This is a genomic window from Frankia sp. ACN1ag (assembly GCF_001414035.1).
GTDB lineage: Bacteria > Actinomycetota > Actinomycetes > Frankiales > Frankiaceae > Frankia > Frankia torreyi.
The window spans coordinates 83265-95685 of sequence record NZ_LJPA01000025.1; the positions used below are offsets into that span (position 1 = coordinate 83265).

12 protein-coding genes are annotated in these 12421 nt (G+C 72.3%); 6 read left to right on the plus strand and 6 right to left on the minus strand.

Annotation, left to right across the window (positions count from 1 at the left end; all coding sequences use genetic code 11):
* Positions 1 to 209: 209 nt before the first annotated feature.
* Positions 210 to 1148, plus strand: a complete 939-nt coding sequence (locus tag UK82_RS21325) for a PAC2 family protein (protein ID WP_011603149.1) — start codon at positions 210 to 212, stop codon at positions 1146 to 1148.
* Positions 1149 to 1429: 281 nt separating this feature from the next.
* Here the strand turns inward: UK82_RS21325 and UK82_RS21330 are convergent, their stop codons facing one another.
* The gene (locus UK82_RS21330) at positions 1430 to 1843 is read right to left on the minus strand and encodes a hypothetical protein (RefSeq protein ID WP_044882957.1); all 414 of its coding nucleotides are present in this window, start codon (positions 1841 to 1843) and stop codon (positions 1430 to 1432) included.
* Positions 1844 to 2047: 204 nt separating this feature from the next.
* Between UK82_RS21330 and UK82_RS21335 the strand changes: the two genes are divergently transcribed.
* Positions 2048 to 3274 carry a sensor histidine kinase gene (locus UK82_RS21335; protein WP_055408915.1) on the plus strand — a complete coding sequence of 409 codons (1227 nt, stop codon included), beginning with the start codon at positions 2048 to 2050 and terminating at the stop codon, positions 3272 to 3274.
* Between the two features lie 44 nt (positions 3275 to 3318).
* Here UK82_RS21335 and UK82_RS21340 read toward each other — a convergent pair whose 3' ends face one another.
* A complete protein-coding gene (locus UK82_RS21340) occupies positions 3319 to 4887 on the minus strand; it encodes a DHA2 family efflux MFS transporter permease subunit (protein ID WP_055408917.1) in 1569 nt (522 codons plus the stop codon).
* A 337-nt stretch (positions 4888 to 5224) separates the two neighbouring features.
* Here UK82_RS21340 and UK82_RS21345 point away from each other — a divergent pair, with 337 nt between their 5' ends.
* On the plus strand, positions 5225 to 5959 hold the full coding sequence (locus UK82_RS21345) for a TetR/AcrR family transcriptional regulator (RefSeq protein WP_044882954.1): 735 nt from the start codon (positions 5225 to 5227) through the stop codon (positions 5957 to 5959).
* A 54-nt stretch (positions 5960 to 6013) separates the two neighbouring features.
* Here UK82_RS21345 and UK82_RS21350 read toward each other — a convergent pair whose 3' ends face one another.
* Complete coding sequence (locus UK82_RS21350) at positions 6014 to 6433, minus strand: pyridoxamine 5'-phosphate oxidase family protein (protein WP_044882953.1); 420 nt, start codon at positions 6431 to 6433, stop codon at positions 6014 to 6016.
* A 226-nt stretch (positions 6434 to 6659) separates the two neighbouring features.
* Between UK82_RS21350 and UK82_RS21355 the strand changes: the two genes are divergently transcribed.
* Entirely contained in the window at positions 6660 to 7907 is a 1248-nt protein-coding gene (locus UK82_RS21355; RefSeq protein ID WP_055408921.1) for an ammonium transporter, read from the plus strand.
* A gap of 166 nt (positions 7908 to 8073) precedes the next feature.
* Here the strand turns inward: UK82_RS21355 and UK82_RS21360 are convergent, their stop codons facing one another.
* A complete protein-coding gene (locus UK82_RS21360; RefSeq protein WP_083507293.1) occupies positions 8074 to 8874 on the minus strand; it encodes a carbon-nitrogen family hydrolase in 801 nt (266 codons plus the stop codon).
* A 122-nt stretch (positions 8875 to 8996) separates the two neighbouring features.
* Positions 8997 to 9710: an MBL fold metallo-hydrolase gene (locus UK82_RS21365; RefSeq protein ID WP_044882952.1), complete on the minus strand. Its 714-nt coding sequence runs from the start codon at positions 9708 to 9710 to the stop codon at positions 8997 to 8999.
* A 67-nt stretch (positions 9711 to 9777) separates the two neighbouring features.
* On the opposite strand from UK82_RS21365, the gene UK82_RS21370 reads away from it, so the two are divergent.
* Entirely contained in the window at positions 9778 to 10449 is a 672-nt protein-coding gene (locus tag UK82_RS21370) for a hypothetical protein (protein ID WP_161849148.1), read from the plus strand.
* On the opposite strand, the gene UK82_RS21375 is transcribed toward UK82_RS21370, so the two are convergent.
* Positions 10363 to 11379, minus strand: a complete 1017-nt coding sequence (locus tag UK82_RS21375; RefSeq protein WP_236706247.1) for a PHB depolymerase family esterase — start codon at positions 11377 to 11379, stop codon at positions 10363 to 10365. The two genes, UK82_RS21370 and UK82_RS21375, sit on opposite strands and share 87 nt — an antisense overlap.
* Positions 11380 to 11796: 417 nt before the next feature.
* Between UK82_RS21375 and UK82_RS39205 the strand changes: the two genes are divergently transcribed.
* Positions 11797 to 12420, plus strand: a 624-nt coding sequence (locus UK82_RS39205; RefSeq protein WP_236706248.1) for a response regulator, incomplete at its 3' end; no start/stop codon positions are given.
* Position 12421: the final 1 nt, after the last annotated feature.

A 12421-nucleotide genomic window follows, 5' to 3' on the forward strand; every position in this document is an offset into this window, starting at 1 on the left:
CGTGTGACGGCTTCGTTATCAGCTCCCTACCGAAGGCGGGAAGCGGGTAAAATCGCGCATGAGACCCGGGCGGCGTCAGGCCGGTGCGCGGCCGAGGCGGGCGACGCCCGTCGTCCGGTGGTCCCCGGCCCCGGCGGAATGCCGGCGGCGCCTGCCGCGCTTCTTTTCAGGTGACGGAAGCGACCGGTGGTGTAAGGAGGACCTCGATCGTGCTTGATCCGCAGGAGCTTTACAGTCTCACCGAGGACGCGTCCGACGACCCCATCGACGCACATCGCCCGATCATGCTGGAGGCGCTGACCGGCGTCGTCGACGCCGGCAACGCGGTCAGCCTCGCCGGCGAGCACCTGTTGACCGCGCTCGACCATCGCATCGTCGCGACGTTCGACGTCGATCAACTGCTGGACTACCGGTCCCGCCGGCCGACCATGATCTTCTCCGAGGACCACTGGGAGAGCTACACGGACCCGGTGCTCGCGCTCTACCAGCTTCGCGACGAGTCGGACACGCCGTTCCTCCTGCTCACCGGCCCCGAGCCGGACCTGCAGTGGAAGCGCTTCACGGCGGCCGTCCGCGGGCTGGTGGCCCGGCTCGGCGTCCGCCTCACCGTCGGGCTCAACGCCGTGCCGATGGCGGTTCCGCACACCCGCCCCGCGACGATCACGGCACACGGGAGCAGCAAGGAGCTGGTCGTCGGCTACGAGCCGTGGCTGCGCCGGCTCCAGGTCCCTGGCAGCGCCGGGCACCTGCTGGAGTACGAGCTGGGCCGCGACGGCCGGGACGCGATGGGCTTCGCCGTCCACGTCCCGCATTACCTGGCCCAGACGACCTACCCCGCAGCCACCGAGGTGCTGCTGACGTCCGTATCGAAGGCGACCGGCCTCATGCTTCCGCTGGACGGGCTGCGCTCCGCGGCGGTCGCCGTCCAGGACGAGGTCAACAGCCAGATCGCCCAGGGCGGGGAGGCCGCGGCGCTCGTCCACGCGTTGGAGGAGCAGTACGACGCCTACCAGCGGGGGCGGCGCGGCCCCAGCCTGCCCACGATCGACGCCGAGCAGAAGTTGCCGACCGCCGATGAGCTCGGGGAGGCGCTCGAACGCTTCCTCGCCGAACAGTCCGAGCCGGGCGGTCCGAACCCGCTGTCCTGAATCCGACACTCTGAACCGGCCGTTCGGAACCGGCCGCTCGGAACCAGCAGACCCGGCGTCGACCGGTTGTACCTCTTGTCGCACATCGTGCAGGAACTCTGCAAATCCCTGAGCGCGCACGACCTTCCGGTTTCTGCTGTTTCCTGGCGACATCCGCGAAATACCACTATTCCGTTTCGCCACCGGCGAGAGTCACCCTTTCGCCGGCACGCCGTCACCCCGGTTTGCATCGGTCTCCCGCCGCCACGACGGCGGGAGACCCGAACCCGATCCGGGCGGTCTCAGCGACGGTCGGGCACGCGGCCGATGCTCGCGTCCGACAGCGCCCGGACCGACAGCCCGTCGACGAACCGCTCGACGATCGCCCCCACCGGCCAGCGGTCGACCTCTGTGAGCAGGCGCGATGCCTCCGCGTCGGCGTGGCGGGCGTCCCACCCCTGCGCGTCCAGACTATTACGCAATGCCTCCAGGTAATCCGTTTCCGTAATTCCGGGAAGGTCTCGGACCATCGCCGTCGTCGTTCCGTAGAAAGAGCCCAGGCCGACGAAGACCCGGCCGCACTCACACCGGCCATGCGGCCGGTCCAGGTGCATGTCACAGAACGCACGCAGGGTTACGAGCTCACCTTCCACCGCCCAGTGGAAATCGTCGACACGCAGGCCCTGCGCGTACGCGGTGGCCGTGAGAAGTTTCATGACTCCCAAGCTCCTCGTGGTCGCCCGACCGCTTCCGGGTGGGAAGCGGATGCCCTCCGGATCTACGAGAAGACAACCATCCCCCACCGACAAAAGTCTCGGCTTAGCCATGATCGGGGTACTCTCGACGCACGTCCCGGACCGGCCGCGGGGACCGGCCCGAGACGATTCCGGTGGGAAGATCCAGTGGGAGGACGGCAGCCGGTGACTGCGCCTGTCGCCGCCACGGCCGACCCCGCCCCGGCCCCCGAAGGTGCCGGATCCGCCGAGGCCGCCGCGCCCCGCCAACAACGGCTCGCCGCGGGCGCCGCGACCTGGCGGGGTGTTCTGTTCCTGCTGCTGAACCTCCCTTTGGGCATTATCGGCTTCGTCTGCGTGACGACGGCGCTGGCCCTCGGTGCGGGCCTGGTGGTCACGGTGATCGGGATACCCGTGCTCGCGTTCGGCCTGCAGTTGTGCCGCGTGTTGGGCACCATCGAGCGGGTCCGGGCGCGGTGGCTGCTCGGCCTGCGGATCGGCGCGCCGTCGCGGCGGCCGCGCCGCCGGGCCGGCGGGCTCGGCTCGATGTTCGCCGCGCTGGCCGATCCAGTGTCCTGGCGTACCGCGTTGTACCTGTTCATCCGCCTGCCCTGGAGCATCATCAGCTTTGTGGCGGCGGTGCTGCTGCTCACCGTGGGCTGGGTGGTGCTGCCCTCGGCCACGCGCGGGCTCGTCGCGGTCGATCGGGCGATGATCCGCGGACTGCTCTCCCCGTCGGAGGGGGTGGAGCGACGGATCCGGGAGCTGGAGGCGGACCGGGGCGCGCTCGCCGACTCCGCCGCCGCCGACCTGCGGCGGATCGAACGCGACCTGCACGACGGCGCGCAGGCCCGGCTCGTCGCGCTGGCCATGGGCCTGGGGCTGGCGAAGGAGAAGCTCGCCGACGATCCTGACGCCGCCGCCCAAATGGTCGCCGAGGCGCACGGCGAGGCGAAACTCGCCCTGCAGGAGCTGCGCGACCTCGCCCGCGGCATCCATCCCGCGATCCTCACCGATCGCGGCCTGCCCGCGGCCCTGACCTCGCTTGCCGCCCGGTGCACCGTGCCCACCCGGGCCGCCGTCGAGCTGAGCAGCCGGCCGGCCCCCGCCCTGGAGGGCATCGTCTACTTCACCGCGTCGGAGCTGCTCACCAACATCAGCAAGCACAGCCAGGCCAGCGCCGCCACGATCGAGCTGCGCCGCCCCGACAGAGCCAGCCTGCTGCTGCGGGTCAGCGACGACGGCGTCGGCGGCGCGGATCCCCGCTGCGGTACGGGTCTCGCCGGTCTGACCGGGCGCCTGGACGCCATCGACGGCACCCTGGTCGTCGACAGCCCGCCCGGCGGCCCGACGCTGGTCAGCGTCGCGCTGCCCTGGCGGGATGCCACCGACGACCCCGGCTCCGGGCACTGATCTTCGGTGCCGTCCGCCGCCAGGGCACCGCTCGGGCGAAACCGTCAGACTGGCCGCGCCACCGGGCCCGTCTCGCCAGGTACGAGACCCGGCGTGCCCGGGTCAGGTCCGACAGCCGACTCCGCCGCAGCCGATCCGTCCCGTGGTGCCGCAGGCCGCGGACTGCCGGCCGCCCGACCCGGCAACAGCAGGGCCATCGGAACGGCGAGTACGGAGAACCCCAGCGTCCACCAGAACGCCACCGCGTAGGCGTGCGCCTGCGCGCCGAGGTCTACCGCGGCGCCACCCGACGTCGTCCCCCGTAGCTGATGGGCCAGAACCACCGCGAGCACGGCGGTGCCGAGAGAGCCGCCGATCTGCTGGAAGATGCGCACCGCCGAGGTGGCGCGGGGAATGTCGGTGGGACGTAGTCCATGGTAGGCCGCCGACATGACGGGGATCGACGCGGCCGCGAGGCCCATTCCCCGCAGCACCAGGGAGCCCCCGAGGAGGACCTCGCTCGTGTCCGCGCCGACCTGGGTGTAGGCCACCGAGCCCAGCACGCTGAGCACGATCCCGATCAGGACGAGCAGCCGCGGGCTGGTCCGATCGACCAGCCGGCCGACCAGAATCATCGCAAGCATCATGCCGAGCCCCTGTGGCGCGAGCAGTAGCCCGGCCTCGATGGCGCTGCGCCCCCGCACCTGCTGCTCGTAGAGCGGAAGCAACAACATCGCGCCGTAGAGCGAGAGCCCGAACAGGAACATCATCCCCGCGGAGCCGCAGAACGACGCGAAGCGGAACAGGCGCAGATCGATCAACGGAACGATTTTGGTCCGCAACGCGTGCCAGGCAAACACGGCGATCATCGCCAATCCGGTGAGCAGAGGCACCAGCGCCCTCGGGTCGGTGAAGTCGCCGCGCCGACCCGCCTCGGACAAGCCGTAGATCGCGACGGCGAGCCCCGGCGAGAGCAGGGCAAACCCGACCCCGTCGAACGGGTGGCGCTGCGCTACCCGCATCTCGGGCATCAGGCGCCAGGCCAGCGCGATGGCGACGACACAGACCGGCACGTTGACGAAGAAGATCCACCGCCAGCCGAGATCGTCGATGAGCACACCGCCGACGACGGGGCCGAGCACGGGGGTGAGCAGGGCCGGGACGGCCACCGTCGCCATGAGCCGGCCCAACCGCGCGGGACCGGCCGCCTGGGCGAGGATCGTCTGCATCAGCGGCAGCAGCAGCCCGCCCCCCGCGCCCTGGACGATCCGGAAGGCGATCAGGCTGCTCGCGGACCAGGCGATCCCGCAGAGCACGGAGCCCACCAGGAACAGCGTCAGCGACGCCAGCCACATCCGCTTACCCCCGAAGCGTTCGACCGACCAGCCGGTGAGTGGGATCACCACCGCGAGGGCCAGCAGGTAGCCGGTGCTGACCCACTGGATTGTCGACACGCCGACGTCGAAGGACCGCGCGAGGGTGTCGAGCGCGACCGACACGATCGTCGCGTCGAGCTGCACCACGACCGCTCCGACGAGAACGACCAGCGCCAGCCGGACGAGCTCGGGATCCAACCGGTCGCCACCGCCCGCGCCGGCGCCATCCGCCGTCGACACCTCGGCCTGCACAGCCATGGGCCCACACCTCCGGAACGGTTCAGGGGATCACGTCACGGCGCCACCAGCGCGGCGGATAACCGGCACTCGCCAACCCACGCCTGAACGATACACCGTCTCGCTTTCGCTACGGCGCATCGTGACTCGTACACCGTAACGATGTCGTCGGACCACGTAACCTCGAGGTATGGGTGACCACACCCGCGCGGAGAGACTCCCGGCGGTACCGACGGCCTTCGTCCCCCCGGCCCCCGCACACCGCCCGGCAGCACCCGCAGGCCCGACGCCCACGAACCTGACCCCCACGAGCCCGACCCCCACGAGCCCGACCCCCGCAAGCCCGACGCTCGCCGGGGTGACGGGCGCGGCAGACCGCCCGGCGCCGGCGGGGGGGTCGTCCGGGATCGTCTGGGCCCGGCCGGCCGAACGCCGCCGGCCGCGGCTGACCCGGGAGGCGATCGTGGACGCGGCTGTCGCGATGGCCGACGCCGAGGGGCTCGAGGCGGTCTCGATCCGCCGGGTCGCGGCGGCGCTCGACGCCCGGCCGATGAGCCTGTACTCCCATTTCGACCGCAAGGACGACCTGCTCGCGCTGATGAACGACCAGGTGGCGGCCGAGGTGATCGTGCCCGAGCCGCTGCCGGCGGACTGGCGGGACGCCCTGCGCGCCATCGCCCACCGCACCCGGGACAGCAGCCTGCGCCATCCCTGGGTCCTGCAGACGCTCGCCTGCCATCCTCGCCTCGGCCCGAACGGGCTGCGCCACGCCGAGCAGTCCGCGGCGGCGGTGTCCGCCCTGCCGCTACCGCCCCGCCGGCGAGGCGCGCTGCTGCGCGCCGTCGACACCTACACCCTCGGGCACGTCACCGCCGAACTGCGGGAGCGCCAGGGCTATCTCGGCGGCGCCGACCGGGCGGGGGTGCAGCGCTATCTGACCGGCGTGCTCGAGAGCGGCCAGTACCCGCACCTGGCCCAGTTCCACAGCCAGGACCTCGTCCTGGTCGGTGAGGATGCCCGAGAGAGCTTCGCCGAGGGCCTGGAATGGCTGCTGGCCGGGATCGCGGCCGCCATCGGCGCGACACCGTCCTGACCAGCACCGCCCTGACCAGCACCGTCCCGATGTGCCCACCCGCGCCCACCGCGATCAGACGCTGCCCAGCACCCGGGTGATCCGCACCTCCAGGACGACCCGCAGCGGGTTGGCCCGCGGCTCGCGGTAACGCTGCGCGTAGCGCCGCTCCGCCTCCGCGATGCTCGCCGGATCGTCACGTACCACGGCCAGCCCCTCCAGCGTCGACCAGCGGCGCCCGTCGATCTGGCAGACCGCGACCGCGGTTCCCGCGGCGGGCCCCGCGGCGATCAGCCGCGCCTTGCGGGACCGGCCGGAGGTGATCACGCGGGCGAGCCCGGCCGCCGGGTCGAGGGTCGCGCCGACGGCGACCACGTGCGCGCTGCCGTCGGCGCGCACCGTGGTCAGGCTGCACAGGTGCCGCTCCCGCCAGAAGTCGAGGAACTCCCCGCCACGACCGGTCAGGTCGGGCGGCCGGGCGGACTGGTTCGACATGCCGCCAGCCTGCCACGGACAGGCGGGGCCGTCCGGCAGCCACGCAACCGGAGAGCACTGCCACGATACGCACCCAAAACAGCACCTTTACCAACCCGATACCCACACGACACGAGCCGGAAAGCACCGCTGCCGACCCTCGTCGCACGACGCATCTTCGCTGGTCCGACGCTCGCCCACGGACCACGGGGACACGCACAACGGCGGCGCAGGGACTAGGAGCGACATGCCGTTCGACTTCGGGACGATCGACACAGGGGACACGGCCTGGGTGCTGGCCAGCGCCGCCCTCGTCCTGCTCATGACGCCGGGCCTGGCGTTCTTCTACGGGGGGATGGTCCGGGTCGAGAACGTCCTGAGCATGATCATGCAGAACTTCTTCTGCATGGGCATCGTCAGCGTGCTGTGGGTCCTGGTCACCTACAGCCTGGCCTTCGGCGGGGCGAACGGGTTCGTCGGCGGGTTCGACCACGTCGGGCTCGCCCATATGAACGTCCAGGTCGCCGGTTACACGGGCGCGGCGGGGCAGACCATCCCGCCGGTCGTGTTCGTCTGCTTCCAGCTCATGTTCGCCGTCATCACGCCGGCGCTCATCACGGGGGCGAGCGCGGACCGGTTCCGGTTCAGCGCCTTCGCGCTGTTCATCGCGCTGTGGTCGGTGCTGGTCTACGGCCCGGTCGCACACTGGGTCTTCTCCCCCACCGGCTGGCTCTACGAGCACGGCGCCGAGGACTTCGCCGGGGGGACCGTCGTCCACGCCAACGCCGGCGCCGCCGCACTCGCGGTGGCTATCGTGCTGGGTCCCCGCCGTGGCTGGCCCAGCGGCGACTTCCGCCCGCACAACGTCCCGTTCGTTCTGCTCGGCGCGGGCCTGCTGTGGTTCGGCTGGTTCGGCTTCAACGCCGGCTCCGCGCTGCACGCCAACGAGCTGGCGGGCAGCGCGTTCGTGAACACCAACACCGCGGCCGCCTGCGCCATGCTGGGCTGGATTCTCGTGGAGCGCCTGCGCGACGGGATGGCCTCCACACTCGGCGCCGCCTCCGGCGCCGTCGCCGGCCTGGTGGCGATCACCCCCGCGGCCGGGTACGTCACCCCGGTCGGCTCGATCGTCATCGGTCTGCTCGCCGGCGGCGTCTGCGCCCTGGCCACCGCCGTCAAGGGCAAGGTCGGCATCGACGACGCCCTGGACGTCGGCGCCGTGCACCTCGTCGGCGGCGCGCTGGGCGCCCTGCTCATCGGACTGCTGGGTAGCAGCGACATCGGCGGCAGGGACGGGCTGTTCTACGGCGGCGGCAGCCGCCTGCTACGCGAGCAGATCGTCGCCGTCGCGGCGGTGGTGGCCTACTCGTTCGTCGTCTCACTGATCATCGCTGGGGCGGTGCGGCTGGTCCACCGGCTGCGGGTGACCGCGGACGAGGAGGCCGAGGGTCTCGACACCACCCAGCACGGCGAGGTCGCCTACCGGCTCTGGTGACCTCCAGCCGCTGGCGACCTCGATCCTGACCCCGACCCCGACCCTGACCCCGACCCCGACCCTGACCCTGACCCTGAGCCCGACCATGACCCTGACCCTAAGCCTCCCATCCCCGGTGACCCCGGCCGCGGGAGCCGAGGGTCGCGAACTGGCCGCAGGTCGGGCGTCAGGGCCGCACGCCGTCCGCGTCCGGGACGATGGTGACGCCGAGCCGGCGGTGGGTGAGCACCGGGAACTCGGCGCGGACGGCGGCCGGGAGGGCCGGGTCGAGCTCGGCGCGGACCCGGGCGGGGCCCTGGCCACCCTCGGCCAGCACCACCCCCCACGGGTCTACGACGACGCTCGCCCCCGCCATGTCGCGGCCCGCGTGCCGGCCCGCGAGGTTACAGGCGACGAGGTGGACCTGGTTCTCGATCGCGCGGGCCCGGGTGAGCACGCGCCAGTGCTCCAGCCGGGCCGCGGGCCACGCCGACACGACCGCGACGAGATCGGCACCGGCGTCGCCGAGCAGCCGGAACAGCTCGGGGAAACGAAGGTCATAGCAGGTGGCCAGGCCGATGCAGCCGAGCTCGGTGCGCACGGCGTCGGCGGTCGTTCCCGGCGTGAGCAGCCTGGCCTCGTCGGATTCGTAGCCGAACAGGTGAATCTTCCGATACGTGTGCAGCATGTCGCCACCGGGACCGATCAGGGCGGTCGTGTTGTACAGCCGGCCGTCGTCGGCCCGCTCCACCAGGCTGCCGGCGACCAGGTGGAATCGGCGTTCCCGGGCCACCTCCCGCAGCGCGGTCAGCGTCGGGCCGGTCAGCGGCTCCGCCTGCGCCCGGTAAGCGTCGAAATGGAAGTAGCCGGTGGCCCACAGCTCGGGGAGCACGACGAGGTCGGCGTCGGTCCGGCGCAGTTCGGCCAGCACCCGGCGCACCCGGTCCGCGGCGCTCTCGCCGTCCGGGCAGTCGGTCTGCAGGCACACGGTGCGGATGCGGCCGGCCGCCGGAGCGGTCGCCGACGCCGGTGCCGGTGCCGGTGCTGGTGCTGGTGCCGAAAGCGGTGCCGGTGTCGTCGGGTTCATGGCGGGTCTCCAGCATGTCGCGATCAGCTCAGGCCGAGCATCGACTTCCACTGCTGGGCGCTCGTCGGCCGGAAGACGTGGTTCATCCGCTTGACGACCGACAGGTCCTCGGAGGACTGCGGCGAGTACTGGTGGCCCGGAAAGACGGTGGTGGTGTCCGGCAGGGTGGCCAGCCGGCGCAGGCTGTCGTACATCAGCCCGGCATCGCCGCCGGGCAGGTCCATCCGGCCGCAGCCCTCCAGGAACAGGGTGTCGCCCGCGACAAGCCGGTTGTCGACGACGAAGCACTGGCTGCCGGGGGTGTGACCCGGGGTGTGCAGGAGCTGGATCGGGATCTCCCCGACCGTGACCACGTCGGCGTCGTCGTGCTCGACGAGGTCGGTGGCGGAGACCTCGGTGGCCCGGCGCACCCACTCGGCCTCGGCCCGGTTGACGTGGATGGGCACGGGCACGCGGGTGAGCAGCTCGCGGATGCCCTCGATCTCGAAACCGAACGCGGAGCCGCCCACGTGATCGGCGTGGTAGTGGCTGACGAGCGCGCCGGTGAGCCGCATGCCGTCGGCGGCGACCAGGGCGAGCAGGTCGTCCACCTTGTAGGCGGGGTCGACGACCACCGCCTCGCCGGTCTCCCGGTCCCCGACGAGGTAGACGAAGTTGACCATCTGGGTGCCGACCGGGTCGCCGACGGCGAAGTCGCGGCCGGACAGAAGCTGGCGGAAGTACAGACGCTCGGTCATCCGTTCAGCTTATGAAGGTCCGCCCCGAGGTGGGACGAGCCGGCGACGTGGGGCTACATTCGGCGACATGACGGGGGATGAACCCACGTCGCGGACGCCGGCAACCGGCCCCCCGCAGCCGCCCGACGCCCGGGTCACTCCCCGCCAGGTGGCGCGCTGGCGTCGCTCCGGGCTGGTCCGCGACGGCGGCCGTGACCTGGCCCAGCTCCGGATGATCGGGACGCTGTGGCGGGCCGGGATCAGCCTGGGCCGCATCCGCGCTGCCTTCGACCGCGCGGCCACCCGTGCCGACCCCACAACGCACGACTCCGGATACGACTTCCGGCGTTACGCCGTGTATGCGGACGAACTGTACGTCCAGCACGCCGACGGAAGCTGGGAAGGCGACCGCCGCCCGGGCCAGCTCGTCCTCGACGAGGTGCTGCCCCTGCACCCGGTCGACGTCGCGCTTGTGTCCGGACCATCCGCTCGCCCGGCGCGCGCGGTCGTCACCCGCCCGGCGCCCCCCATCCGTTCGCCGGGCCCGATCGTTCCGGCCGATGTCGAGGCGATCCGGCGCTTCCTCGCCCGCCAGGACCGCCCAGGACCCCCACAGGACCGCCCAGAACCCCCGCAGGACCCGGAACCCCCGCAGGACCGGGAATCCGTCGCGTCATCCGGCGACCGGCCGGGGTGCCCGGTGGGCGGTGAAGAAATCGAGGATGGCGCCGGTGGCGTCGAAGGTGCGCCCGGCGGGTGAGTCGTGTGGGTCGCGGCGGGCCTCGGGACTCGCCGGCCACAGGTGGGTGCCGCCGAGGACCGTGTCGAACAGGACCTCGCCGCCGCCCGCGCAGCCGACGTAGCGGCGGGTGACGATCTCGGCGGCGGGCCGGGTGGTCAGCGGGGTCGGGTCGCAGCCGTAGCGATCGGCGTAGGCGCGGACCACCTCCGGCGCCGCGGGCACCCGGGTCGAGGAGCCCGCCACCACGCCGCCACCGTAGGGCACCGACGGATCGGCGGTGCCGTGCACGGCCATCGTCGCCGGCGCGCGCCCGGCGGGGCAACGGGCCTCGAAGGTCGAGGAGACCATGGCCACGGCGGCGAACCGGGCGGACCGGCAGACCAGCGCGGCGGCGAACTCGGCGCCGTTGGAATGCCCGGTGGCGTACACCCGCCGGCCGTCGAGGCAGAACCGGGAGGCGAGGTCGGTCAGCAGGGCACCGACGAAGCCGACGTCGTCGGCCCTGCCCGGCTCGCTCAGGGTGTTCCACCGGCGCGGCGTGCCGAGCGCGTCGGGAGTCACCACGACGAAGCCGCGCCCGGCGCCGGCCGCACCCAGGCGAGACCGCTGATCCTCCAGCGCCGCGTCCGCCTTGAAACCGTGGAAGTCGAAGACGACGGGATAGGAGAATCGCCCGTCGTAATCCGCGGGCACCGCCAACCGGTAGGAACGCCGGACGCCGTCGTGAACGAGAACGTGCACCCCGCCGGACAGCGGAACGCGTCCGGCGGACGCCGCACACCCGTCGCCGGCCGTCAGGCGGGACGAGCCCGCGGCCAGCCGCAGTGGCGGTGCGCCGGCAACCTGGCCGATGGTGGTCTCGGAGCGGCCGGGCAACACCGCCACGGCCAGCGACATGACCGCCGCCATGACGGCGATGCCCATCACGGCGAGCGGCCATCTCGGCACACTCCCAGCACGGAACATCTGACCACGGTACGAACAAGGCCCGGGAAATATGACGTCTGGCCACGGACGCCTGTCCGACTGTCCGCATCGGGACAGGCGCCCGGCAGCGGACCTTCGCCGACGAGGCTCGGCGTCCTCCCCGCGTGGCGAACCGCCGACCAGGCGGCCGACAGCCGCGGCATCGTCGCGATCGTTGCGGAACGGGTCGGTCTGCGGCGGTTTCCCGCACGTACGAACGCGGCGGGGGACAGAACCATAGACTGGCGGAAGGCGGCGGCGCACCGACGGCACCGGCTCACCCGCGCCCACCCGCCTCCTCTCCGAGGCGTTGGCCTGGCGGCCCGTGGCCCGCGCTCGACCGCTCCGCGTCCGACACACCGGCACCGCGCCAGCCACCGATCTCCCCGGGGGGCAACCATGACGTCCGCATCGGCTCCGCCCACGCCCGGCGCCGCGGCGGCGCCCGGTTCGAGGCCGCCGGCCCGCCCGGCGATCCTCACCGTCGACGACGACCCGAGTGTCTCCCGCGCGGTCGCCCGCGACCTGCGGCGCCAGTACGGGGAGCGCTACCGGATCGTGCGCGCCGAGTCCGGGGCGCAGGCGCTCGACGCGTTGCGGGAGATGAAGCTGCGCGGCGATCGGGTCGCCGTGCTGCTCGCGGACTTCCGGATGCCGGCGATGAACGGCATCGAGTTCCTCGAGCAGGCGATGGACCTGTACCCGACGGCGCGTCGCGTGCTGCTGACGGCGTACGCCGACACCACGGCGGCGATCGACGCCATCAACATCGTCGATCTCGACCACTACCTGCTCAAGCCGTGGGACCCGCCGCAGGAGAAGCTCTATCCGGTCGTCGACGGTCTGCTCGACGCCTGGCTCGCCGCCGACCACAGCCCCGTCACCGAGACCCGCGTGGTCGGGCACCGCTGGTCGGCGCGTTCCTACGAGGTGCGCGACTTCCTCGCCCGCAACCAGGTGCCCTACCGCTGGTACCTGTCCGAGGAGCCGGAGGGCGCGCGGCTGCTGGTCGCGGCCGAGGCGN